This window comes from Enterococcus sp. GC34, assembly GCF_040886645.1.
In the GTDB taxonomy this organism is placed as follows: domain Bacteria; phylum Bacillota; class Bacilli; order Lactobacillales; family Enterococcaceae; genus Enterococcus; species Enterococcus faecalis.
Map to the genome: position 1 here is coordinate 117,385 of NZ_JBFOEF010000004.1, position 25,392 is coordinate 142,776.

Below are 25,392 nucleotides of genomic sequence, written 5' to 3' on the forward strand. Positions count from 1 at the left end.
AATCAGGTGCGACATTTTTTATAAGGTTTATTCTACCACAGTCCATTCATTTAAGGTTTTGCCGTTCTCATCAACTAGCTCTAACCAGCTGTTTGTTCCAGCAAAATAGAGAAACAAGCCGACTTCATTAACGCTTTTTAAGACGATATCTTCCGTTGTGACAAAGTCTTTAAATTGGCCCTTGCGTTCATCACGAAGTTTTTCACCAAATCTGGCGGAGAAACCGACAGAGCCGTCTTTATTTAAAGGGGCTTCTGGCATCATTGTCGCGCCAGCTTTAATAAGCATTTCATTGCGCTTTTGCCAAAAAACCGTTGCTTTGCTTTGTCGAGTATCAATATAAAAAGGAATTTGGCTAACTTCTTTTGTCCATTTGTGGCGTGCTTTGGCTGGTCTGGCTTTTTTCGGCGCCGGTTTTTTAAACAGAGAGTAGCCAAAACGTTCCAAGATAAAGGTGACCGTTTCTTTATAGTTAGTCACTGTCGCTACCGCACTTTTCGGAATTTTGACTGTCGTTGGGGTTGCTTCCAATGTTAAACCACTTTCTTTCGCATCATCTAGGAAAGCTTGCGCTAAATAGGCAAGTTCTGTGTCCCAAGTCGGTTTCAACAAAATCGAGTGATCAAAAGAAACTTCTTTATATGTAGCTTTTTCTTCAGCAAGTCCTAAAGCAACTAGTTGGTTATCTCTTAGCAAGAAAAGAATCGCTGCCTCTTTTTTCGGTAATTTAGTTGTTTGTTCAATGATTAAGTGGGCCTGATCGGCTAAGTCAATGAGTGTCTTTGTTTTTTTTAGATCAACGGTTAAATGTAAGTCCATGAAGTCTGCTCCTTTATCGTTAGTTTCTTCATTGTATCATGAAACAGTGTCTTCGTCTTTTAACGAGTCAGCAACCTTACAATATTGTTTGAAACAAAAAGAAGCTTTCATGATATACTTACTCACATGCATAATTTTTAATGAGGAAAGTAGAGGAACAAGAGTGAAAACACTTGGCAATATTTTATGGTTTATCTTTGGCGGCTTTTTTGGTGGCTTATCTTGGCTATTCGCAGGCGTGATTTGGTGTATTACAATTATCGGTATTCCGATTGGTTTACAATGCTTCAAATTAGCGGGGTTGAGCTTTTGGCCGTTTAAAAAGCGAGTCGTGTATAGTGCTAGCGGCGTATCTTTGGTGGTAAACATTATTTGGCTGATTATCAGTGGACTACCATTAGCAATTGGGCATTGTATTAGTGGCTTGTTGCTTTGTCTGACAATCATCGGTATTCCGTTTGGGCAACAGTCCTTTAAATTGGCGAAATTAGCATTAATGCCGTTTGGGGCCCGTGTGGTTTCAACAAATGATTTTTATTTTGAATAGTCAGAGGTTTCTCATTGACAAATAAAACGAAACAGCGTATTCTGTAAATGTAACAAATAACGTTACATTTAGTTTGGAGTGATTAGACATGGCCATGTCAACGAAATTAAGTGTTGCGATTCATATTTTAAGTTTGATTGAAACAGGTCCTCAAGAACAAGTGACTTCTGAATACATTGCTTCGAGCGTGAATACGAATCCAGTCGTTGTTCGACGACTAATGAGCCAGTTAAAAAAAGCCGGCTTGATTCATTCCATGCGTGGAGCCAATAAAAATACCTTATTAAAGAAACCAGAAGAGATCTCACTGTATGAAATTTATACAGCGGTTGAATTGGAACGAGAGATTTTCAATATTCATCAAAATCCTAATCCAAACTGTTCCGTTGGGGCAAATATCCAATCGGTACTAGAAACTGAATTTACTAAAGTGCAACAAAAAATGGAAGAAGAATTGAAAAGCATCACCTTAGCAGATGTGATTCATGAAATAGAAGTTAAGAGAGATAAGTAATCTCTCTACTTTTAAAGTGTCAAATGTAACTATTTTAGTTCTATTTAAAAACGAAAGGATGATTTACATGAAAGTAGCAGTATTAGGAGCAACAGGAAAAGAAGGACAATTACTTTTAGCAGAAGCGAAACGTCGCGGGATGGACGTGACAGCCATCGTTCGTAATGCCTCAAAAATAACAGATGGCACACCGACCATTGAAAAAGATGTTTATCAATTAACAACAGAAGATATTCAAGCGTTTGATGTATTAATTAGTGCCTTAGGATTCCCTAATGTGCAAGATTTCCCCAAATCTACCCAGCATTTGATTGAGATTTTAACCAATCAAAAAACGCGCTTGTTTGTCGTTGGGGGCGCTGGAACCTTATATGTGGACCCAGAACACACAACTCAATTAAAAGATACCCCATCATTCCCAGCAGAGATTCAGCCATTAGCTTCGGCGATGGGCGAAGCTTTAAATTTATTGAAAGAAGCTCAAAACATCCACTGGACCTATATTAGTCCTGCAGCCATGTTTGATGCTGAAGGTCCTGCGACAGGTCATTATGAAGTCGCTGGCGAAGAATTAACAACCAATAGCCAAGGTGACAGCTACATTAGTTACGCAGATTACGCCGTTGCCATGTTAGATGAAGTGGAAAGTAATGCACACCCAAATCAACGAATTAGTGTTTATCAATAAAAAGCAAGAAAATGGGGCCTCCGTTGTTTTAACGGAGGCCCCATTTTCTTGTTTGATTAATTATTGCTAATGTATTTACTGTTTGGGTGCTCGGTATCCTGCTGCTTCTGCTTCTTCAACAGTAGAGAACCAAGCCGCTGGATTAGTAGTTCTATTATAATATCTACTTCCAGGCACATGATAAATTCCATTACGTGACCCCTTAATTAAGGCGCTGCTACTTGGTGCTTCTGCAGCAGCCGTCTCGACTTCAGCCGGTTCGACTTGTTGGGGCTCTGCTTCAGCTTGCGCTTTTGCTGGCTCTTCAGTTTGTTCTTTTCGTTGTTTTTCTTTGTGGGCATCTAATTGAGTTTTAACAACGGCTACCCGTTTGGTTAAAGCTTGATTTGGGGAGTTTAAAGCGTCAATTTGTTTGATCGCTTCATTATAGTAAGCTTCATTAGTTGGTTCTTGTTCAGCTTTTTCAACAGCGGCTGTCGCACTGGCGACTAATTGTTCATTTTTTTCTTTTTCAGCGATAGCGGTTTGAACAGTCGTTAAACGTTGTTGAAAGCCTTCTTTGCCAACTGGGGCAGCAGCTACTAATTTTTCAGCTGCTTGATAATCGCTTTTACTTTTAGATTTTTCAGCAGTTGTAACTGCTTCATCAACAGGTACTGCTTCTTTGATTTTTTCAAGGCGATCATTGTATTCCTCGTATTCTTGACTTAATGAAGATACTAAGGTTGCGGCTTCATCATAGTTTTTCTGAGAAGGTTGTTTTTCAGCGTAAGCTAAGGCTTTTTCTGTTTTGGCCAATTCTTGTTCAGAATCTGTGATGCTCGCAATAAATTCTTTTGATGGTGTGACTTCGACTGATTTTTCAACTTTGGTATCTTTCTTCTCAGCAACAAAGGTGATTTTTTGCGTTTTTTCATCGGACAGTTTTACTTTGTAAGCAAACGTTTTGTCTTTTGTTTTTACTTCCTTGCCATTGGCCGTTAGTTTGCTGTTGCCGTCGTATTCGCCTTTGATGGTGGCTGAGCCATTGGCATCGGTTTCAACACTCTCTGCATCAAGTGAAAGCGTTGGGGAAGAATCTGTCGTGGCAACCCCACCAATAAATAGAGCGGCACTTGCTAACGCGGCATAGCCATATTGTTTTTTCGGTTGTTTCTTAATTAATGCTTTGATAGTCAGTCCCCCGCTGACAAGTAACCCTAATAGACCCAAAAGTACTAATACTACACTCATTCATTTCTCTCCTTTCGATATAACGTTATTATACAATGTATTGTGAGAAAATGAACATTTTTTTCGTAATAATTAATAAATTTCCTGATAAAAAAATTATTTCCTGAAGCTCAAATTCTTTTGTAAAAATTTTGTTGTGCTAAAATGGAAAGTGAGTTTAACTACGTATGTTATTAGAGAAGGGGAAATCAATGAAAGCAGAAATCATTGCAGTCGGAACAGAGTTATTACTGGGACAAGTAGTGAATACCAACGCCACCTTTTTATCAGAAGAGTTAGCTGCGCTAGGCATCGATGTTTACTATCAGACCGTTGTTGGTGATAACGGCGGCCGCTTAGAAACGCTATTAACAGAAGCAGAACAAAGAAGTGATTTAATTGTCCTTTGTGGAGGACTAGGACCAACAGAAGACGATTTAACCAAGCAAGTTGTTGCACAACATCTCCATAAATCATTAGTAGAAGACCAAGAAGGATTGAACCGCTTGCACCAATTTTTCCAACAGTCTAAGCGACCAATGACGGAAAATAATCTACGACAAGTGTTAGCCATTGAAGGTGGACAAGTTCTTCAAAACCCGACAGGATTAGCGGTTGGTTCTTTCGTAACAGAAGGCGCAACAAGCTATTTGCTCTTACCAGGGCCGCCCAATGAATTAATTCCGATGTTCCAACAAGCGGCACGACCTTTATTGATTGATGCGTTTCCACAAGAAGAACAATTGATTTCGAGAGTCTTGCGTTTTTATGGCATTGGTGAATCACAGCTGGTGACCGAGATTCAATCGTTGATTGCGCACCAAACGAATCCAACCATTGCGCCTTATGCTAAGCCTAATGAAGTGACACTTCGTTTAACAGTTAAAACAAAAGACTTAGTAGCTGGCGAAGAATTATTAACAGCGACGGAAGAAAAGGTTTTAGCTAAAGTGGGGGACTATTTTTATGGGTATGGGGATGACAATAGTTTAGCCAAGGTAACAGTGGATTTGTTATTACAAAACGGACAAACCGTCACGGCTGCTGAGAGCCTCACCGCTGGCCTATTCCAAAGTACACTGGGGGAAATTGCGGGTGCTTCGAAGATTTTTAAGGGAGGCTTCGTGACGTATTCGCAAGAAACAAAAGAGAACTTTTTAGGAATTTCTCATGAACTTTTAGAAGAACATGGCACGGTAAGTGAAGCGTGTGCCAAAGAAATGGCAGAGAAAGCGCGTCAGTTAGCTAAATCTAACTATGGTTTATCATTTACTGGGGTCGCTGGTGACCCAATCGAAGGTCAACCGACAGGCACTGTTTGGATTGGGCTGGCGGAAGAAGGCCAACCAACCGTTGCAGAATGTTTCCATTTTAACCGTGACCGAAATTATATTAGACAGAGTGCGGTTATGCGAGGGTTAGATCTTTTGCGGCGCCGAATCATTAATAAAAAATAAATATGCGAATGTTTGTTCGGTTTTTTCTTGCTTTTTTGGTACAAAAGAGATATGATAGACCTACTAACAGGAAATGAAAAATAAGTTTATATAAATTAAAGGAGGATTATCCATTGGCAGATGATCGTAAAGTGGCTTTAGATGCCGCACTGAAAAAAATTGAAAAGAACTTTGGGAAAGGTTCTATTATGAAATTAGGCGAAAAAGCTGATCAAAAAATTTCAACTATCCCTAGTGGTTCTTTAGCGTTAGATGTTGCATTGGGCGTAGGTGGGTATCCACGTGGCCGAATTATTGAAGTATATGGTCCTGAGAGTTCAGGTAAAACAACTGTTTCTTTACACGCAATTGCAGAAGTGCAACGAAATGGTGGAACAGCCGCTTTTATCGATGCTGAGCATGCATTGGATCCTCAATATGCGGAGAAACTAGGCGTTAACATTGATGAATTACTTTTATCTCAACCAGATACGGGTGAGCAAGGCTTAGAGATTGCCGATGCCTTAGTTTCAAGTGGTGCGATTGACATCGTTGTCATCGACTCGGTTGCTGCGTTAGTTCCTCGTGCAGAGATTGATGGTGAGATGGGAGCGAGCCATGTCGGCTTACAAGCTCGACTAATGTCTCAAGCACTACGTAAATTATCAGGCTCAATTAATAAGACAAAAACAATTGCTATTTTCATTAACCAAATTCGTGAAAAAGTTGGCGTGATGTTCGGAAATCCTGAAACCACTCCTGGTGGACGTGCATTGAAATTCTACGCAACGGTTCGCCTAGAAGTCCGTCGTGCAGAACAGTTAAAACAAGGGACAGACATCGTCGGTAACCGCACAAAAATTAAAGTCGTTAAAAACAAAGTGGCGCCACCATTTAAAGTGGCAGAAGTTGATATCATGTATGGCCAAGGGATTTCCCAAGAAGGCGAATTACTAGATATGGCTGTGGAAAAAGACCTTATTAGCAAAAGTGGTGCTTGGTATGGCTACAAAGAAGAACGAATTGGCCAAGGCCGTGAAAATGCCAAACAATACATGGCGGATCATCCTGAAATGATGGCAGAAGTGTCTAAATTGGTCCGTGATGCATACGGCATCGGTGACGGTTCAACCATTACAGAAGAAGCAGAAGGTCAAGAAGAACTACCCTTAGATGAATAAATAACGAGTGAGTACGACTCGTTAAGAAGAAAGACAACACTTACTGAACAGGACAGGTGTTGTCTTTTTTTGTTTAGAACTAAATTGTTAAATAGACTGTTGTTCATGTCCGAACCCATCCACATCAAGCAGCTTAGTCAAACAGCAGACTATGCGGCGTTTGTTCTAAAATTTAAACAATTCGTGACGGCGGAAACCTAAAAATGTGACGTTGTCTAATATTTGCTGCCCTTTCCAAAAGAAAGGGCTTTTTTAAGTTGACACCTTTCGCGACAAACATTAGAATAAAATTGTGTGTATGCACAAATATGCAAGTAGGCATATTGATAATTGATTTTAGTTTATCAAAAAACTACAAGATATGAATTAACAAAAAGATAGTATGGAGGTGGAAATATGGTTTTAAATATTCTCCTCGCTATCGTCGGTTTGATTGTCGGTCTTGGTTTAGGATTTGTTATTGCAAAGTCACGTCATGATAAAGCAATAAATGGTGCAAAAATTTCAGCGTCCAGTATTCTCGAGAACGCTCGGAAAGAATCAGAAACACTGAAAAAAGAAGCATTGCTAGAAGCTAAGGAAGAGAACCAGAAGTATCGTTCAGAAATTGAAAGTGAGTTGAAAGAAAGCAGATTAGAACTTAAATCTCAAGAAAATCGTTTAATTCAACGGGAACAAACGTTGGATCGTAAAGATGACTCTCTTGAAAAACGTGAAGGCTCACTGGAAGAAAAAGAAGAGAAACTTGGTGCTAGACAGCAATTAATTGATGAGCGAGAAAAAGAAGTAGAAAACTTAATTAATCAGCAACATCAAGAATTAGAACGAATTGCTTCCCTTTCAAAAGAAGAAGCAAAATCGATTATTATGAAGTCAACAGAAGAAGAGTTGAATCATGAACTAACCTTGATGGTCAAGGAGTCAGAACAACGTGCCAAAGAAGAATCTGATCGCAAAGCGAAGAACTTGCTTTCCCTAGCAATTCAACGTTGCGCCGCCGATTCTGTTTCTGAAACAACTGTTTCCGTGGTCACTTTACCAAATGATGAGATGAAAGGTCGCATTATTGGTCGTGAAGGACGTAATATTCGTACATTGGAAACATTAACAGGGATTGACTTAATCATTGATGATACGCCAGAAGCGGTTGTGTTATCCGGATTTGATCCAATCAGACGAGAAATCGCTCGAATGACCTTGGAAAAATTAATCCAAGATGGTCGGATTCATCCCGCTCGTATCGAAGAAATGGTAGAAAAATCACGTAAAGAAATGGATGAACGGATTCGTGAATATGGAGAACAAGCAGCCTTTGAAGTAGGTGCTCATACGTTACATCCTGATTTAATTAAAATTTTAGGCCGTTTACGTTTCAGAACAAGTTATGGTCAAAATGTCTTGAACCATTCAATCGAAGTAGCAAAACTGGCTGGCGTTTTAGCCGCCGAATTAGGCGAAGATGTTCAATTAGCCAAACGTGCAGGTTTACTACATGATATTGGGAAAGCATTAGATCATGAAATTGAAGGTTCTCACGTTGAGATTGGCGCAGAATTAGCTGCGAAATATAAAGAAAATTCAGTAGTTATTAATGCCATTGCCTCGCATCATGGTGATGTGGAAGCAACCTCAGTTATTTCTGTTTTAGTGGCAGCCGCAGATGCGTTATCTGCAGCCCGTCCAGGTGCACGTAGTGAATCGTTAGAAAACTACATTCGCCGCTTAGAAAACTTAGAAAATATTTCTAATAGTTTTGAAGGCGTTGATTCAAGTTTTGCTGTTCAAGCAGGACGTGAAGTTCGTGTCATGGTGAAACCAGAAGAAATTTCTGATTTAGAATCTGTTCGTTTAGTTCGAGACATTCGGAAGAAAATTGAAGATGACTTGGATTATCCAGGACATATCAAAGTAACGGTTATCCGTGAAACACGTGCCGTTGACTATGCGAAATAAAATAAAAAGCGAATAAGTATCGCGTGTAGTGTCTCAACGAACAATTGCAAGGATTGTTTGTTGAGATACTTTTTTAATCTTTTAAAACCAAAACTTTCTTTTCAAAGCGAAAACAACTATAATAAACAAGAGATGTTAAAAAGAGAAGAGGAACCTTTTTGCGTATATTATTTATAGGAGATGTTGTCGGTTCTTTAGGAAGAGAAGCCTTAGCAACGTATGTCCCTAAATTAAAGAAGAAATATCGTCCACAAGTGACCATTGCCAATGGTGAAAATGCGGCATCTGGTCGGGGAATTACTGGCAAGATTTATAAGAAATTTTTGCAAGATGGTGTCGATGTTGTTACGATGGGTAACCATACGTGGGACAACAAGGATATCTTTGAATTCATTGATGATGCGAAGAAAATGGTTCGTCCAGCGAACTTTCCAGAAGATGTGCCTGGTCAAGGAATGGTTTTTGTGAAAGTCAATCAATTGGAACTAGCGGTGATTAATTTACAGGCCCGCACATTTATGGTGCCATTGGAAGATCCTTTCAAGAAAGCCGCCGAGTTAGTAGCTATCGCTCGCAAACGGACACCGCTCATTTTTGTGGATTTTCATGGCGAAACGACGAGCGAAAAACAAGCCATGAGCTGGTTTTTAGATGGCCAAGTATCAGCCGTTGTTGGAACACATACGCATGTTCAAACAAATGACGCTCGGATTTTACCGAAAGGGACAGCCTTCTTAAGTGATGTTGGTATGACCGGACCTTATGATGGGATTCTAGGAATGAAGCGTGAACCGATTATTGAGAAGTTTATGACAGCATTGCCGAAGCGTTTTGAGGTAGTCGAAACAGGGCGGACGATTTTATCTGCCTGTATTTTAGAGATTGATGACCAAACGGGCCAAGCGAAGATGATTGAGCCGATTCAGATTAGCGAAGATCGCCCGTTTCAAGAATAATAGAAGAAAAGTTAATCTCGGATCATTAAGAGGTTAACTTTTTCTGCTCTTATAGAAAAAGTGCCGGTGAAAGATGAAGGTGAAAAAAATGGAGCCGTTGAATTTAGATGCACAAAGTAATAAAGAATTAGAAAAATTGTTACATTTAATTGGACAAGATGAAGTCATTCAGCGCTACCAAGCGATTGAAGAAAAAGTAAAGAAAAACAAAAAGCTGACAGAATTAGTGGAAGAAATTAAAGCTGCGCAAAAAGATGCGGTTCAATTTGCTCACTATGGCAAACCAACTGCTGAAAAAGAAGCCATTCAACGAGCTGATGCGAAAACAAAAGAATTTGATGAGCACCCACTCGTTGTAGCCTACCGCGAACAACTGATCGAAGCCAATGACTTAGTCCAACATGTCACGGCGCTCATTCAATACCGCGTGAACGAAGAGCTAGAGAAGGAAGGGAATTAAATGCCACAAAAGACAAAAAATACACCCATGATGGAACAATATTTATCCATTAAGGCCCAATACAAGGATGCGTTTTTATTTTATCGCTTAGGTGATTTTTATGAGTTATTTTATGAAGATGCTATCAATGCAGCGCAAATCTTAGAATTGACGTTAACCAGTCGTAACCGCAATGCGGATGATCCGATTCCTATGTGTGGCGTTCCTTATCATGCCGCGCAAGGTTACATTGATACGTTGATTGAGCAAGGCTATAAAGTAGCGATTTGTGAGCAAGTGGAAGATCCAAAGACTACCAAGGGCATGGTCAAACGAGAAGTGGTCCAGTTGGTAACGCCAGGAACGGTGATGAATAGTAAAGGCTTGGAAGCCAAAGACAATAATTACTTAACCGCTGTGCTAACAGATGGTAATCAGTTCGGTTTTGCCTATGTAGATTTGAGTACAGGCGAATTAAAAACAGCAGTCTTGGCTGATGAAGAGGGCGTTTTGAACGAAGCTTCTGCGTTGCAAACAAAAGAAATGGTCCTAGGTTCAGGGATTCCTGAATCGTTAAAAGAGAACTTAAGTTTACGTTTAAATATTATCTTTTCGACACAAGAAACGGTGGAAGAAAATGCCGAGTTTAGTTTTTTAACCAATGAACTGATTAATCCATTAGAAATTGAAATTACAGGCAAGTTATTATCTTATTTATCCGTTACCCAAAAGCGGAGCTTGTCCCATATTCAGAAAGCTGTGGAATATCAGCCAGATCATTTCTTGAAAATGGATCATTATTCTAAATTCAATTTAGAATTGAGTCAGTCGATTCGAACAGGACAGAAAAAAGGGACTCTTTTGTGGCTATTAGATGAAACGAAAACAGCTATGGGCGGCCGTTTATTAAAACAATGGTTGGATCGTCCACTGATTCAGGAACGTCAAATTAAGACGCGTCAAGAAATGGTGCAATCTTTATTAAATGCCTATTTTGAACGCTTGGATTTGCAAGCAGCATTGACGAACGTTTATGATTTAGAGCGGTTAGCAGGACGCGTGGCATTCGGCAGTGTGAATGGGCGTGATTTAATTCAATTACGGACCTCTTTAGAACAAGTACCAACGATTCGACAGTTAATTGTCGGGATCAATCAAGGGGAATGGGATGATTTGTTAGTCGACTTAAACCCTGTTGAAGATTTAGTGGCATTGATTGCGACGGCGATTAATGAAGAAGCCCCTTTACAAATTACTGAAGGAAATGTTATTAAAGACGGCTATAACGACCAATTAGATGAATACCGTGATGCCATGCGTAATGGTAAGCAATGGTTAGCAGAGTTAGAAGCGAAAGAACGCCAAGAAACAGGCATTAAAAACTTGAAGATTGGCTACAATCGTGTCTTTGGTTATTTCATTGAAATCACTAAGTCAAATTTAGCGAATTTAGAAGAAGGAAAATACGAGCGGAAGCAAACATTAGCTAATGCGGAGCGCTTTATTACGCCAGAACTAAAAGAACTAGAACGTTTAATCTTAGAAGCCGAAGAAAAATCAGTTGAACTAGAATATCAATTGTTCTTGGCCGTGAGAGAACAAGTGAAAACGAACATTGATCGGTTGCAAACACTGGCTAAAACCATTAGTGCGGTTGATGTTTTACAATCTTTTGCAACAATTAGTGAACGGTATCAATACGTTCGACCAACGTTAAGAAGTAACACGAAAAATTTGGCGATTGTCGAAGGACGACACCCAGTCGTGGAAAAAGTTTTAGGGCACCAAGAATACATTCCAAACAGTATCCGCATGAACCCAGAAACAGATATTCTCTTGATTACTGGACCAAACATGTCAGGGAAAAGTACCTACATGCGTCAATTGGCTTTGACGGTGGTCATGGCGCAAATTGGCTGTTTTGTACCAGCGGAAAGTGCTGAAATGCCAATTTTCGATCAAATTTTTACACGGATTGGGGCCTCTGATGATCTAATTGCAGGGCAAAGTACCTTTATGGTAGAAATGATGGAAGCCAACCAAGCACTGCGGCATGCCACGCCTAACAGCCTAATTTTATTTGATGAATTAGGACGCGGCACGGCAACCTATGATGGAATGGCGCTAGCGCAAGCCATCATTGAATATATCCATCGTGAAGTACAAGCCAAAACGTTGTTCTCTACACATTATCATGAACTAACTGTTCTAGATGAAACCTTAAAAGGCTTGAAGAATATTCACGTGGGCGCTGTCGAAAAAGATGGCGAAGTGGTCTTTCTTCATAAAATGATGGAAGGACCTGCTGATAAGAGCTATGGGATACATGTTGCTAAAATCGCTGGTTTACCAAGCCCGCTTTTAGAACGAGCAGCCACCATTTTATCCGCTTTAGAAGCGGAAGAAACAACGATTCCAAGTTCAGTTCATCATGAAGAAGTTTCAGAAGTCCATGAAGAAACCGAGCAACTTTCATTATTTAAAGAAGTTTCAACAGAAGAATTAAGTGTCATTGACACATTGAAGAAAATGAATCTATTAGAAATGACACCACTAGATGCGTTAAACATGCTTCATCAATTGCAAAAACGTATCTAATTAGGAACCGAACCGGTTAGGAGGTCGTGAAATGGGGAAAATTCAAGAACTATCCGAACAACTAGCCAACCAGATTGCTGCTGGTGAAGTTGTTGAACGTCCCGCTTCTGTCGTCAAAGAATTGGTGGAAAATGCACTGGATGCAGGAAGCACCCAAATTGATATTTTTATTGAAGAAGCTGGCTTGAAAACCATTCAAATTATTGATAATGGTGAAGGAATTGCCAAAGAAGATGTACTGAATGCCTTCAAGCGCCATGCCACAAGCAAAATTCATACAAGAGATGATTTGTTCCGAATTCGCAGCTTGGGGTTCCGAGGCGAAGCCTTACCAAGTATTGCCTCAGTTTCTGAAATGATTGTCGAAACTGCCACAGCTGAGGAAGAAGAAGGCAGCTATGTGATTCTAAAAGGGGGCAAGGTCGAAGAAAACCGACCAGCAGCCCTCCGTAAAGGCACAAAAATGACCGTTTCTAATTTATTTTATAATACGCCTGCTCGTTTGAAATACGTCAAAACGATCCAAACGGAATTGGCCAATATCGGTGACATTGTCAATCGTCTGGCGTTAAGTCACCCTAAAGTCGCTTTTCGCTTAGTTCATGACGGCCACAAAATGATGAGTACAACAGGCAATGGTGATTTAAAACAAACGATTGCGGGGATTTATGGCATTAGCACCGCAAAGAAAATGTTGAAAATTGAAGGAAAAGACCTTGATTTTACTTTGACAGGGTATGTCTCATTGCCAGAAGTCACACGGGCCAGCCGCAACTATTTATCAACGATTATCAATGGTCGCTATATTAAAAATTTCGCGTTAAATAAGGCAATTGTAGCCGGCTATGGTTCGAAACTAATGGTGGGGCGTTTTCCAATTGCTGTGTTAGAAATTGAAATGGATCCGCTGTTAGTTGATGTCAATGTCCATCCTACTAAGCAAGAAGTTCGTTTAAGTAAAGAAAAAGATTTAATGGCATTAATTGAACAGGCGATTCAAGAAGTGTTGAGCCAAGAACAGTTGATTCCCAATGCGGCAGACAATTTGCGTTTTAAAAAGAAACTACCGCCAGAACCTAAAGCCGAACAAATGGAAATTCCTTTATCGACTGAACAACCTGCGGTAAAACAACGACCGGGCAGCTTAAGCTATAATCCTGCAACAGGTCGCTTCTATGCGGAACATGCGACAGACGAAACACCAGTCTCAAGCGCCCCTGAAGCTGTCAACCAGACAGAAAGAGCAGTGGACCCAATGGACGATCCATTTGCGCCGCCAGTACCAGAATCAACGAGTGTAGCGGAAGAAACGTCAGCTTACGAAATCTCTTCGGCAGCTGTTGATTCCGCAAATCATTGGGAAACAGCTAGTAATGAGCAACAGATAATAGCCGAAGAAACGAAAATAACTGAAGTATCTGATTCAGAACCTTCTCTGCGTTCATCAGAGGCTGCTGACGAGGTTTTCCAAGAAGAAATGAAACTTCACCCAGAATTTGATGCCAATAGCGCTGCGAGTCAAAGAGAACTGAAACAAGCCCTGAATAAGTTGGAAGAAGAACGACCGACAGAACGTTTTCCTGAGCTAGAATACTTCGGTCAAATGCACGGAACTTATTTATTCGCACAAAGCAAAGATGGCCTGTTTATTATCGACCAACACGCTGCCCAAGAACGAATTAAATACGAGTACTTCCGTGAAAAAATTGGCGAAGTCAGTGATGATTTACAAGAACTATTGGTACCAATCGTTATTGATTATCCAAATAGTGATGCCTTGAAAATTAAAGAGCAGAAAGAAACCCTTGCAGAAGTCGGCATCCATTTGGAAGACTTTGGACAAAATAGTTTCATTGTGCGGGCGCACCCAACTTGGTATCCTGCAGGCGAAGAGGAAAGCATTGTTCGCGAGATGATTGACATGTTGCTAACAACTGGCTCGGTCAGCGTGAAAAAATTCCGTGAAGCAACTGCCATTATGATGAGCTGTAAGCGATCCATCAAAGCCAATCATTACCTCAATGAGCAACAAGCACGCGTGCTATTAAAAGATTTAGCTTTGTGCGAAAATCCGTTTAATTGTCCGCATGGACGTCCGGTGCTGATTCATTTTACGAATTCAGATATGGAACGAATGTTTAAACGCATTCAAGACCCCCATTAAAAAGAAACGAGGCGTCATCATTTTATGCAAATTATTTTAGCATCCCAATCTCCTCGCCGTCAGGAGTTATTAAAGCGTGTGGTCCCAAATTTTACGATTGCACCAGCCGATATCGATGAAACTGTTGGCAAAGACGGCTTACCAGCAGAATATGTGGCGCAAATGGCTGCCCAAAAAGCAGCGGCTATAGCAGAACAAACCCCCGAAGCACTAGTCATTGGCTGCGATACAATTGTGGCATTGGCGGGAGAAATCCTCGGCAAACCCACTTCTCGGGAAGACGGTTATCGCATGTTGCGCCTCCTAAGTGGCAAAACACATGACGTGTATACAAGTGTGACGTTGAAACAAGGGGAAAAAGAGCGCTCCGCGACAGTTCATTCAACCGTGACGTTTTATCCACTGACAGACACGGAAATCCATGCGTACTTAGATACCGCAGAATATGCCGACAAAGCAGGCGCTTATGGTATCCAAGGACAAGGAGCATTATTAATTGAAGCAATCGCTGGCGATTATTACGCCATTATGGGCTTACCAATTGCCAAAGTAGCCCGACTACTAAAAGAATTCAACTAATAAAAGACAGTCCTTTTCATTCGTCAAAAAGAGAAAGGACTGTCTTTTACTATGCAAACTATTAGGTGCCTGTTTGGCAAACGTGGTATCATTGAACCCAATAAATTGAACAGAAGAAAAGGAGTGGACAGAATGACAAAACCAACAGAAGAAGAATTAAAACAAACCTTGACGGATCTTCAATATGCCGTCACACAAGAAAACGCAACAGAACGCCCTTTTTCAGGAGAATATGATGACTTTTACCAAGACGGAATCTATGTAGACGTTGTTAGTGGCGAACCGTTGTTTAGCTCCCTGGACAAATACGATGCTGGTTGCGGCTGGCCATCCTTTACCAAACCAATTGAAAAACGTGGCGTCAAAGAAAAAGCTGATTTTAGTCACGGCATGCACCGAGTAGAAGTTCGCAGTCAAGAAGCGGATTCACATTTAGGGCATGTTTTCACTGATGGCCCACTCCAAGAAGGCGGCTTACGTTATTGCATTAATGCGGCAGCTTTGAGATTTGTGCCAGTGGCAGATTTAGAAAAAGAAGGCTATGGCGAGTACCTTTCTTTATTCAAATAATCCTCATTTTTTAGACAAATACGATAAAATAGTTAGAAGAAAGCGACTTTTGATGAATATCTTGTATGAAATACAGAAAATCTCTTGATTTATTTGGCTAGGACTACTATTATTTTAGAAGGAAAGTATTGTTCAGTTTTAACGAATTGGCTGAAATAGAAAGTGGAGGTTCTAATGTCGAAACATTATTTTGATCCAAGATTGAAAATCTTTTCTTTGAACTCTAATCGTCCCTTAGCAGAAAAAATTGCGGATGCTGTGGGTGTGGAGCTAGGAAAGTGCTCTGTAACACAATTTAGTGATGGCGAAATTCAAGTGAATATTGAAGAAAGTATTCGTGGTGCACATGTTTACGTCATTCAATCAACAAGTAGCCCTGTTAACGATAACTTAATGGAACTATTAATCATGATTGATGCGTTAAAACGTGCGAGTGCTAAAACAATTAACGTGGTTATGCCTTATTATGGGTATGCACGTCAAGACCGTAAAGCACGTGCCCGGGAACCAATCACTGCTAAACTTGTTGCAAACATGATTGAAAAAGCTGGCGCAACAAGAATGTTGACATTGGACTTACATGCGGTCCAAATTCAAGGATTCTTTGATATTCCAGTGGATCATTTGATGGGTGCACCATTAATTGCCGATTACTTCATCGAACACGGCATTCAAGGCGATGACGTCGTTGTTGTTTCCCCTGACCATGGTGGTGTAACGCGTGCGCGTAAATTGGCAGAATTCTTAAAAGCACCAATTGCGATCATTGACAAACGTCGTCCAAAAGCGAACGTAGCAGAAGTAATGAATATCATTGGTCATGTGGAAGGCAAAACATGTGTCTTAATTGATGACATGATTGACACAGCGGGGACAATTTCTCTTGCTGCAAACGCATTGAAAGAAGCCGGAGCAAAAGACGTTTACGCTTCTTGTACACATCCCGTTTTATCAGGACCAGCCTTACAACGTATTGAAGATTCAGCAATTGAACGCTTAGTTGTAACAGACTCTATTTACCTATCTGATGATCGTAAAATTGCAAAAATTGACGAAGTCAGCGTTGGTGAATTAATCGGAGATGCGATTAAACGTATCCACGAAAACAAACCAGTTAGTCCGTTATTTGAAACAAAAAATAAATAATTACAAAAAAACCGCCCACATCATTTTTCTGATGTGGGCGGTTTTTTCTCTAAATCATTTTATCTAAAAAAATATTGTAACCTGAATATTTATTAGGCATTCATGATATACGATAAGTGTAGAGAAGTTAAGGCGGAGGCAAGCGCAAAGGAACATGCGCTTTGCGACGAGCATCGCAACAAAGTGAGAAGCGTAGGAGCAGAGACTTTCCTCTTTCGGTGAGGTGGTGCGTATGAGCGTACTTCCAAAATTTACAGAAAGGAGAGGCCTTTTGTCAGCATATGAAACAATTCAGACGATCCTAGGGTTTGGTATGTTTACCATTGCTTTGATTGCGCTGATTGTGAAATTGCTTAAAAATGACAAGAAAAAATAACCGTCTACTTTGACCAGTACGGTTATTTTTAAATAATACAATTGGTCACCGTCTTAAACGGCTCTACATCAGAGAGGTATGTTGACGCATATCTCTCTTTTCGTTTTCATTATAGCACATTTTCCCGAAAAGTACGAATAAATTTAGCGTTAATCCGTGAAATCCTAAAAGCTGTTAAAATGACAAGAAAAAATAACCGTCAACTTTGACCAAGCACGGTTATTTTTGTAACTAAAAAGGTCACCGTCTTAAACGGCTCTACACTAGAGAGGTATGTTGAAGCATCTCTCTTTTCATCTACATTCTAGCATAGATACAATGTAGATGAAAAGAGGTGCCTGCTGCTAAAGGTTCTTGTCCTTCTTTAGCGATTGAGCAGTGCATCAACGCTTAGTTCAGTCATTTCAGAGACTTGTATGTCGGCTCCGAGTAAGGGTTGGCTGGCCGACAAGCCGACGGCATAGATGCCTGCGGCTTTCAAGCCGTCAATGCCTGATTGTGCATCTTCAAAGCCAATGGCGTTTTGCGGTAGCACGCCAATACTGTCAGCGGCGGCTAAAAAGATTTCAGGATCAGGTTTGCCTTTGCTTAACGAGTCGGGATCGACAATTGTGGCGAAGTACGCGCGCACGCCTAATTTTTCCAAAATCAGGGGCGCGTTTTTTGAAGCTGAAGCCACGGCACAGGGGATGTGATGTGCTTGAGCTTGCTGTAGCAATGGCACGACACCAGGTAAAACATCTTCTGTCGTTAAATGTTCTAATAATTGAACGTAGTGGTCATTTTTTTGCTGAGCTAAGGCTTCTTTTTCTGCTGGAGTAAACGTATTTTCACGGTGGCCATGGGCTAAAATGCGGTCCAAGGAATCCATCCGACTAATGCCTTTCAATGTTTCGTTGAAGGTTTCGTCAATGGGAATACCTAGCGAATCGGCCAACGCTTTCCAAGCTTGATAATGAAATTTGGCGGTGTCAGTAATGACACCATCCAAATCAAAAATAAATCCAATCGTCATTGTGGTTCGCTCCTTTATTGATAATGTACTTCTTTTGGTCGTTCGGCGGTTAACGAAATCAACGCGCCCTGAACCAATAATTGTGTGTCTTTATCTGCTGTAATCGTGACACTGGTTTGTGTTAATGAAAATTGATACGTCACGCCTTGATGAATAAACTGGAAGGCCAGCGCTTGCCAATGTTCAGGTAAGTTTGGACAAATTGATAACTCGTTCTGGCGCGTGTCAACGCCTGCATACGTCGCTAAAGTAACGTGGATCGTCGCAGCCATGACCCCTGTATGAATCCCTTCAGCGGTCGTGCCACCTTGAATGTCACGATAATCGGAATACAACGCTTCTTGATAAAGTTGCCAAGACAGCTCATGGAATTGCGCCATTTCTGCCAATTGAGCATGAACAATTCGTGACAAAGTCGAACCATGAGACGTCCGTTTTAGATAATACAAAAGATTTTTTTCCAAATAATCCGCAGGCAATTGATACCCTAAATCTTCTAAAATTTGATCCACCCGAGTTTTGTCTAAGTTGTAGAACAACATTAACGTGTCGGCTTGTTTCGCCACTTTGTAATCATCGGGAGATTCTCCTTCGGCTTTTAAAATTCGATCCATGCGGTAAATATTACCGTATTTCTCTTTCATCGCCGCCCAGTCAATTTCTTTTAAGCCGAAATACCCTTCATATTGCGCAATAATGCCGTCAGAATTAACTTCAATTTCCAGTGAATTTTGAATTTGCTGCATGCGGGCTAAATCAGCCGAAGTAGTCTGAGTTTTGGCAAAAAGTTGTGCCTGTTCTTCCTCGGAGAAAAGTGCCAAAATGTTGGTTAATTCTTCGAATAGCCAAACCACCATCAAATTCGTATAGGCGTTGTTTTTCAAGCCGCTTTCCGTTTGGTCTGGATAGCCCTCGTGAAATTCATCAGGTCCCATCACTTTATCAATAAAGAACCGTCCTGTTGCGTCATCTAACGTCGCAGCGCTGTTCCAAAATTGAGCGATTTCTAACAACATTTCGCCGCCATATTGTTTCATAAATTCATGATCCTGTGTACTATGCCAATACAACCAAGCATTGTAAGCAATCGCTAAGGACACATGCCGTTGCAGAATGCTATGATCCTCGCCCCAATGTCCATTCAACGGATTTAAGTGAAGTTTTTGCGTGGTTTCACGTCCGTCACGTCCTGATTGCCACGGATACATTGCGCCACGATACTGGCTGGCCGCCGCATTTTCCTTCGCCTTCTCTAATCGATGGTAGCGATACAGCAACAATTGTTTCGCCGTGTCAGGATAATGTTGAATATAAAAAGGTAAAATAAAAATTTCATCCCAGAAAATATGTCCACGATACGCTTCACCATGCAAGCCTCGGGCGGTAATCGAGACGTCCAATGCTTGCGCTTGGTTACTAAAAGGCGAAGCCGAAGCCAGCAAGTGATAACTGTGAATCCGTAAAAGTTTTTGAGACATCAAATCGCCTGTCACAGTAATGTTGGCTTGTTGCCAAAGGGTTTGCCAAGCGCGGGCGCTTTCCTGAACGGCGGCCGCAAAAGAGTCCTTCGGCGTAAACGGTACCTGCCAACTTTGTTCGGCGTGGCTGGCTTGCACATAGACTTGTTTTTCTAGCGTATAGCGCGTGCCTTGGTGCGCCATCACGGTCACCACTTGGGCGATTTTTTCCGCTTCTTCTTGAATCGTAATGGCTTCTTTTTCAAAAAAATCACCGGTTATCAAGGCCGTTTCTCGGACGCTCAAGTTGGATTGATTGGTACAAACCTCAATCACGGTTTTGTTTTCCTGCGCGCTTAATGCTGTCACCTGAAAATGTTTCGCTGTTAAGTTGCGATACCGCGCCACGTTATAGTTGTAGACACTGCCATCCGTGACGGTTTTCAAAGTAATCGGGGCTGAAAAGTTTAACGGCTCAAATGTATATTGCAGATGATAGTCATTCGGCTGTGCCATATTGGCAATTTTTTTCGTCGTTAATTTAATTTGCTGATTGTCCGCATCTTTCAAAATCATTTCTGCGACAAACAACCCTGTTTTCAAGTTCAATTGACGATGTAATTGTTGTAGTGTGTCTGGAGAAATCGTTAACCAGTCAGTAGCATCGCCAATTTTTAAAGCGATGTGTTGGTTATCAGGAGCATTGACGAAATCTTCATTTTCCACTACTTGACCCGCAACTTCCGAAGCCGCTGTATTATAAAGCCCCGCAATGTAGGTCGCTGGATAATGATCATCAGAAATCGTCATCTCAGGGGTTGTGCCGCGCAAGCCTAAAAAGCCATTGCCGACAGTTAACAGGGACTCCACCGCATATTCATTTTTCCCAGGCACGTAGCCATAATAGTCCAAATGCCAAGCCAGATACTGCCGTTTTTCTTCAAATGCTTCCAGCAAATTCGGTGCCGCCGCTTGTTCGGCTGCCGTTAAAAGTGGCGTGTTCAACTGTTCCGCGAATGATTGAATCACCGCTTGCGGAACCAGCGCCAACGTTTCCTCTGGCGAAAAGAAGTCCGCTGGGAAATCAGCCACAATCCCCCCCAGAATCGGTGCAGCCTCTGCCAAAATCAATTGGCACAGTTCAGGAACCGTTTCTTCGATAGTCAAGGCTTCAAAAGGGAACGTTTTTTGGTGAAGCGGTTCCAATTTATGGTTAAAAAAAGTCGTCGTTAGTTGGTTCGTTGCGAATGTTAATTCTAAAATAGTCATGTTTGGCGCCTCCTCGTTAACTTGTATAGACATGTTGTGTTTGACTACAGTATAGTATGAACGAATCAGAATTACAAGGATTTTCCCTAGATTCTTGGGAAAAGTTTTCCAGAAGGGGGCTGTAACAGACTGCGCTGGTTCCGAAAAAAAGGCGGTCAAGCAGTGGTTTAGCTGGGGGAGTCAGTGCGTAAGCAAGGCAGAAAGTGCGGGGGATTTTTCTGACCAGCTCTAGGTTTTTCGGAGGGAATATGCTATGCTTTTAGAAAAGAAATTGTTGGTAGAGGAGGATCGGCATGAACAAGTTTCATGACATATTTTTAGAATTAGAACAACAAATTGTCCAAGGCGACTATCAGCCAGGCGATTTATTACCTAGTGAAAATCAATTAGTGGAAACCTACAATGTTTCCCGTGAAACAATTCGGAAAGCCTTGAATTTACTGATTAACGCTGGCTACATTCAGAAAAAACAAGGCAAAGGCTCGATTGTCTTAAACTTTAAAAAATTTAATTTCCCTATTTCAGGAGTGACCAGTTACAAGGAGTTACAACAAACGCAACATATTGAAAGTCATACTCATGTAGTTTCCTTAGAAGAAATTCCTGTGGAGCGCAACTTGGCTCAGTTGACTGGTTGGACAGAAGGGGCCCCTGTGTGGCGCTTAGTCCGGCAACGGGAGATTGAAGGGGAAGTCGATATTTTAGATATTGACTACTTGATTAAAGAGATTGTCCCAGAACTGCCGAAGCACCGTGCCGAAGATTCGATTTTCGATTATTTGGAAAACGACCTTGGCTTGGCGATTAGTTATGCCCAGAAAGAGATTACCGTGGAACCGCTCACAGAGATGGACAAGCAGCTGATTGGTGAAGTCGAAGGCAATCATGTTGTGGTGGTCCGCAGTATCATGAACTTGGAAGACACGCGCTGTTTTGGCTATACGGAATCCCGTCACCGCTTAAACAAATTTAAGTTTGTGGAATTCGCCCGTCGTCGCAAGTTGTAAGTCTTGGCGACTAGCAAATGCAAAAATGGCTGTCATTAAATGGAAATTGACGATTTTTTCGACGAAATCGCGGATAAATTTATAAGATTTTAAAAGAAAACGTCAAAAAGTAAGAGTCGAACCCTTACTTTTTGACGTTTTCTTGCTGTTTATTAATCGATTTTGCCGTGAAAATCATTAAATAACGCTTGTTAATGTCAAAAAGTGTTGAAATTTATGTTTAAAATCAAGGGATATCGTTGATATCAAAAGAACTGTTGATTTTTTCTATGCACGGTTAAATATTTAAAATCACAGACGCAGGGGAATCTTGTATAATTAAGGCCATAGCTTCAGAAACATATTCTGGAAATTCTTAAACAAAGGAGACATACATAGATGAAAAAGAAATTATTCGCAAGTTTACTCGTTGGTAGCGCAGTCGTTGGGGCGAGCTTGGCGCCTCTTTCGGCACAGGCTGTCACAACAGGAAATACACCAGTCCAGGTAGAATTTGATGGAGGGAAATTAGCAGATCAGGGAGATGATACTGGCGCAATCGTAAATCCCGATCCATCGCAACCGAATACGAATTTTGACTTATTAGCCATTCCGAAAATTTTTGACTTTTCTCCAGTAAAAATTGATGAGGATTTAACTGCCATTAAACCCGTTTCAACTACGCCCAAATCAATCATGGTGGGTGATGTCCGCGGAACCAAAGAAGGTTGGCATGTCACTGGCGAAGTAGTGGGCATGAGCAATGGCACAGATACATTAGATGGACAGATTACTTTTGGAATGACACCATACTATGCCATATTCAATGAAAGTACGAGTTCTTATGGGGGCTTCAATACTCTGAATGGCATGAATATCGCTAATGATCCAACAGCCCCTAGCTTTAACGGTGCGAGCCTTAAGATTGGTGGCGGCGCCGCGGCTTTAATTAACGCCCCTCTAGGAAAAGGGCAAGGGACTTGGTCAGGTCGTTTAGATAACTTAACGTTAAATGTAACAACCCCAATGCAAGAACTGAAAAAAGGCGCGTATACAGGCAATGTCACTTGGAACCTCGTGGCAGGACCATCAATTTAAACGTAAACAGGTAAACAATAGCGGACGGAAGAGCTGTTTAAATGGTCTTCCGTCCGTTGTTAAACAATTAATTTAAAAAAGAGAGGTATGTAAAATGAAAAAGAAATTACTCGCAACCTTGTTGGTAAGTAGCGCAGTGGTTGGTGCTAGTTTGGCACCACTGTCGGCGCAGGCGGTAACGACAGGGAATACTCCAGTGCAGGTGGAGCTTGGTGGAGGGACGTTGCCAGATGGGAATGGGCCTAGTCCGAATACAGAACGGCCTGACCCAAACGCTACGAATAGTGACTTTGATTTATTGTACATTCCAAGGGAGTATGATTTTGGAAAATTATCAATTTCAGATGATTTGACACAACCAATTCCGAATAAAGAAGATGAAGGTGTGAGTGGAAGTAGAGAAGCCTTAGGTGTAGGTGATATACGTGGGACTAAAGAGGGTTGGCATGTAACTGCTCAGTCCAGTGGACTTATGTCAGGCAACGAACGCTTAGATGGGAATATTACCTCAGGCAGTATAGTTCTGTATGATTTGGTGTTTAATGAAACAACTAATCAGTATGATTATTTGTTCACTCCAATTTCATCACCTGGAATTAGACCAAGTGTAGCTGCTGCTAGTGATTGGACACTTAATTTAGGAGGAGATGCCACGCTAGTTGCTAATGCAACTTCTGGAAAAGGGCAAGGATTATGGCATTTTGCAATGCGTGATAATTATTTAAATATCACTACCTCAGCATATGATATCAAAGCAGGTAACTACACAGGAACTATCACCTGGAACCTCGTGGCAGGACCATCAATTTAAACGTAAACAGGTAAACAATAGCGGACGGAAGAGCTGTTTAGATAGTCTTCCGTCCGTTATTAAACAATCAATTAAAAAAAGAGAGGTATGTAAAATGAAAAAGAAATTACTCGCAAGCTTGTTGGTAAGTAGCGCAGTGGTTGGTGCTAGTTTGGCACCGCTTTCGGTACAGGCCGTGACGACTGGGAATACGCCAGTGCAGGTGGAGTTTGGTGGGGGTAAATTGCCAGATGGTGATGGTGATGCGACTGCAGTAAGACCTGACCCAGATGCTACAAACAGTGATTTTGATTTACTATTTATTCCAGGTAGATATAACTTTAGAAACTCATCTATTTCAGACGATTTGACAAAGCCTATTCCTGAACGGGTATCTGGTTATCCGGCTGTAGTTGGCGTGGGTGACTTACGAGGGACGAAAGAAGGTTGGCATTTAACAGCCCAAGTAAATGGTATGAAGTTAGGAAGTGAAAGCTTACAGGGATACATGGAAGTGGCAGGAGAACTGACTGTCGGAGCCATCGTTTATGACGAAACATTAAACAGATATACTGCGACTAATGCGCCAAGTATACCACCTGAACTGAAACCACAATTAGCCAGTGAGGGACAAAGGTCGATAAATTTAGAGGGGGATGCAACGCTTATAGCAAACGCTCCTGCGGGTACTGGGCAAGGCACGTTTAGAATAGGGATGCATAAAACCGTGTTAAACATTACGACCCCTTACCAACAAATTAAAGCAGGGGCTTACACAGGAAATGTCACTTGGAATCTCGTGGCAGGACCATCAATTTAAACGTAAACAGGTAAACAATAGCGGACGGAAGAGCTGTTTAGATGGTCTTCCGTCCGTTATTAAACAATCAATAAAAAAAGAGAGGTATGTAAAATGAAAAAGAAATTACTCGCAAGCTTGTTGGTAAGTAGCGCAGTGGTTGGTGCTAGTTTGGCACCGCTTTCGGCACAAGCTGTGACGACAGGGAATACGCCAGTGCAGGTGGAGTTTGGTGGAGGGAAGTTGCCAGATGGAAATGGTGATGATGGCGGAAAAGATCCCGATCCTAATGGCTCGAACACGGATTTTGATTTGCTTTATGTTCCTGTAAAATTTATTTTTCCTAAAACAGCTATTTCTGCTGATCTATCTGCCCTTTCTACTGGAGTCATTGCTCGCTATGGAGTAGGTGATTTAAGAGGGACGAAAGAGGGCTGGCATGTTACTGCCGCAATTCCAGAAATGGCTAACGGTGAAGAGAAATTGACAGGCATATTCTCTTTTAAACAACAAAGCTATATTGTAACATATGATGAAGAGAGAAATCTTTTTGAACCAATAAGAGGTTATGATTACAATAGCGATCCTTCTGCTCCTGAATTTTTAGCTAGCAGTAGTATTACAATTGGTGGCGGTGCCACATTAGTGGGGAATGCAGTGAGTGGAAAAGGCCAAGGAATGTGGGGTTCTGCCTTGACTGAAAAATATTTAAACATCACGACCCCTTACCAACAACTTAAAGCAGGGGCTTACACAGGGAACGTAACTTGGAACCTCGTCGCAGGACCATCTATCTAAGA

23 protein-coding genes are annotated in these 25,392 nt (G+C 41.3%); 19 read left to right on the top strand and 4 right to left on the bottom strand.

Annotated elements, in window-relative coordinates; genetic code table 11:
- Window positions 1-27: 27 nt before the first annotated feature.
- Window positions 28-819: a hypothetical protein gene (locus AB3I72_RS05455; RefSeq protein WP_002367471.1), complete on the bottom strand. Its 792-nt coding sequence runs from the start codon at window positions 817-819 to the stop codon at window positions 28-30.
- Between the two features lie 163 nt (window positions 820-982).
- On the opposite strand from AB3I72_RS05455, the gene AB3I72_RS05460 reads away from it, so the two are divergent.
- From AB3I72_RS05460 to AB3I72_RS05470, 3 genes are all read left to right on the top strand, one after another.
- The gene (locus AB3I72_RS05460; protein WP_104806131.1) at window positions 983-1,366 is read left to right on the top strand and encodes a YccF domain-containing protein; all 384 of its coding nucleotides are present in this window, start codon (window positions 983-985) and stop codon (window positions 1,364-1,366) included.
- A gap of 88 nt (window positions 1,367-1,454) precedes the next feature.
- Window positions 1,455-1,880, top strand: coding sequence for an Rrf2 family transcriptional regulator (locus AB3I72_RS05465; RefSeq protein ID WP_002383201.1), 426 nt, complete (start codon window positions 1,455-1,457; stop codon window positions 1,878-1,880).
- Between the two features lie 58 nt (window positions 1,881-1,938).
- Entirely contained in the window at window positions 1,939-2,568 is a 630-nt protein-coding gene (locus AB3I72_RS05470; protein WP_016614229.1) for an NAD(P)-dependent oxidoreductase, read from the top strand.
- 75 nt (window positions 2,569-2,643) lie between these two features.
- Here the strand turns inward: AB3I72_RS05470 and AB3I72_RS05475 are convergent, their stop codons facing one another.
- Window positions 2,644-3,801, bottom strand: coding sequence for a hypothetical protein (locus AB3I72_RS05475; RefSeq protein ID WP_104806606.1), 1,158 nt, complete (start codon window positions 3,799-3,801; stop codon window positions 2,644-2,646).
- Window positions 3,802-3,992: 191 nt separating this feature from the next.
- Between AB3I72_RS05475 and AB3I72_RS05480 the strand changes: the two genes are divergently transcribed.
- From AB3I72_RS05480 to pepG1, 11 genes are all read left to right on the top strand, one after another.
- The gene (locus AB3I72_RS05480; protein ID WP_002375502.1) at window positions 3,993-5,237 is read left to right on the top strand and encodes a competence/damage-inducible protein A; all 1,245 of its coding nucleotides are present in this window, start codon (window positions 3,993-3,995) and stop codon (window positions 5,235-5,237) included.
- 113 nt (window positions 5,238-5,350) lie between these two features.
- Window positions 5,351-6,397 carry a recombinase RecA gene (recA, locus tag AB3I72_RS05485; protein ID WP_002354860.1) on the top strand — a complete coding sequence of 349 codons (1,047 nt, stop codon included), beginning with the start codon at window positions 5,351-5,353 and terminating at the stop codon, window positions 6,395-6,397.
- A gap of 396 nt (window positions 6,398-6,793) precedes the next feature.
- A complete protein-coding gene (gene rny / locus AB3I72_RS05490; protein WP_002354863.1) occupies window positions 6,794-8,350 on the top strand; it encodes a ribonuclease Y in 1,557 nt (518 codons plus the stop codon).
- Between the two features lie 158 nt (window positions 8,351-8,508).
- The gene (locus AB3I72_RS05495) at window positions 8,509-9,306 is read left to right on the top strand and encodes a TIGR00282 family metallophosphoesterase (protein ID WP_002354864.1); all 798 of its coding nucleotides are present in this window, start codon (window positions 8,509-8,511) and stop codon (window positions 9,304-9,306) included.
- A 73-nt stretch (window positions 9,307-9,379) separates the two neighbouring features.
- Window positions 9,380-9,766, top strand: a complete 387-nt coding sequence (locus tag AB3I72_RS05500) for a RicAFT regulatory complex protein RicA family protein (protein WP_002359008.1) — start codon at window positions 9,380-9,382, stop codon at window positions 9,764-9,766.
- The gene (gene mutS, locus AB3I72_RS05505) at window positions 9,767-12,343 is read left to right on the top strand and encodes a DNA mismatch repair protein MutS (RefSeq protein ID WP_002359009.1); all 2,577 of its coding nucleotides are present in this window, start codon (window positions 9,767-9,769) and stop codon (window positions 12,341-12,343) included.
- A 31-nt stretch (window positions 12,344-12,374) separates the two neighbouring features.
- Window positions 12,375-14,507 carry a DNA mismatch repair endonuclease MutL gene (gene mutL, locus AB3I72_RS05510; RefSeq protein ID WP_061100871.1) on the top strand — a complete coding sequence of 711 codons (2,133 nt, stop codon included), beginning with the start codon at window positions 12,375-12,377 and terminating at the stop codon, window positions 14,505-14,507.
- 24 nt (window positions 14,508-14,531) lie between these two features.
- On the top strand, window positions 14,532-15,086 hold the full coding sequence (locus tag AB3I72_RS05515; RefSeq protein WP_033601100.1) for a nucleoside triphosphate pyrophosphatase: 555 nt from the start codon (window positions 14,532-14,534) through the stop codon (window positions 15,084-15,086).
- Between the two features lie 132 nt (window positions 15,087-15,218).
- Complete coding sequence (gene msrB / locus AB3I72_RS05520) at window positions 15,219-15,656, top strand: peptide-methionine (R)-S-oxide reductase MsrB (protein ID WP_010715474.1); 438 nt, start codon at window positions 15,219-15,221, stop codon at window positions 15,654-15,656.
- Between the two features lie 174 nt (window positions 15,657-15,830).
- Window positions 15,831-16,802 carry a ribose-phosphate diphosphokinase gene (locus tag AB3I72_RS05525; protein ID WP_002381060.1) on the top strand — a complete coding sequence of 324 codons (972 nt, stop codon included), beginning with the start codon at window positions 15,831-15,833 and terminating at the stop codon, window positions 16,800-16,802.
- A gap of 232 nt (window positions 16,803-17,034) precedes the next feature.
- The gene (pepG1, locus tag AB3I72_RS05530) at window positions 17,035-17,178 is read left to right on the top strand and encodes a type I toxin-antitoxin system toxin PepG1 (RefSeq protein WP_002367458.1); all 144 of its coding nucleotides are present in this window, start codon (window positions 17,035-17,037) and stop codon (window positions 17,176-17,178) included.
- Between the two features lie 364 nt (window positions 17,179-17,542).
- Here pepG1 and pgmB read toward each other — a convergent pair whose 3' ends face one another.
- A complete protein-coding gene (gene pgmB / locus AB3I72_RS05535) occupies window positions 17,543-18,193 on the bottom strand; it encodes a beta-phosphoglucomutase (protein ID WP_368023672.1) in 651 nt (216 codons plus the stop codon).
- A gap of 14 nt (window positions 18,194-18,207) precedes the next feature.
- Window positions 18,208-20,952, bottom strand: a complete 2,745-nt coding sequence (locus AB3I72_RS05540; RefSeq protein WP_368023674.1) for a glycoside hydrolase family 65 protein — start codon at window positions 20,950-20,952, stop codon at window positions 18,208-18,210.
- Window positions 20,953-21,212: 260 nt separating this feature from the next.
- Between AB3I72_RS05540 and treR the strand changes: the two genes are divergently transcribed.
- The 5 genes from treR (at window position 21,213) to AB3I72_RS05565 (ending at window position 25,390) form a co-directional block, all read left to right on the top strand.
- Window positions 21,213-21,926 (top strand): trehalose operon repressor, encoded by a 714-nt coding sequence (treR, locus tag AB3I72_RS05545; RefSeq protein ID WP_002354877.1) that lies wholly within the window; start codon window positions 21,213-21,215, stop codon window positions 21,924-21,926.
- Between the two features lie 378 nt (window positions 21,927-22,304).
- Window positions 22,305-23,003 carry a WxL domain-containing protein gene (locus AB3I72_RS05550; RefSeq protein WP_061100874.1) on the top strand — a complete coding sequence of 233 codons (699 nt, stop codon included), beginning with the start codon at window positions 22,305-22,307 and terminating at the stop codon, window positions 23,001-23,003.
- 94 nt (window positions 23,004-23,097) lie between these two features.
- Window positions 23,098-23,814: a WxL domain-containing protein gene (locus AB3I72_RS05555; protein ID WP_368023675.1), complete on the top strand. Its 717-nt coding sequence runs from the start codon at window positions 23,098-23,100 to the stop codon at window positions 23,812-23,814.
- Between the two features lie 94 nt (window positions 23,815-23,908).
- Window positions 23,909-24,613 (top strand): WxL domain-containing protein, encoded by a 705-nt coding sequence (locus AB3I72_RS05560; RefSeq protein WP_368023676.1) that lies wholly within the window; start codon window positions 23,909-23,911, stop codon window positions 24,611-24,613.
- Between the two features lie 93 nt (window positions 24,614-24,706).
- Window positions 24,707-25,390: a WxL domain-containing protein gene (locus tag AB3I72_RS05565; protein ID WP_368023678.1), complete on the top strand. Its 684-nt coding sequence runs from the start codon at window positions 24,707-24,709 to the stop codon at window positions 25,388-25,390.
- The last annotated feature ends 2 nt before the right edge of the window (window positions 25,391-25,392 follow it).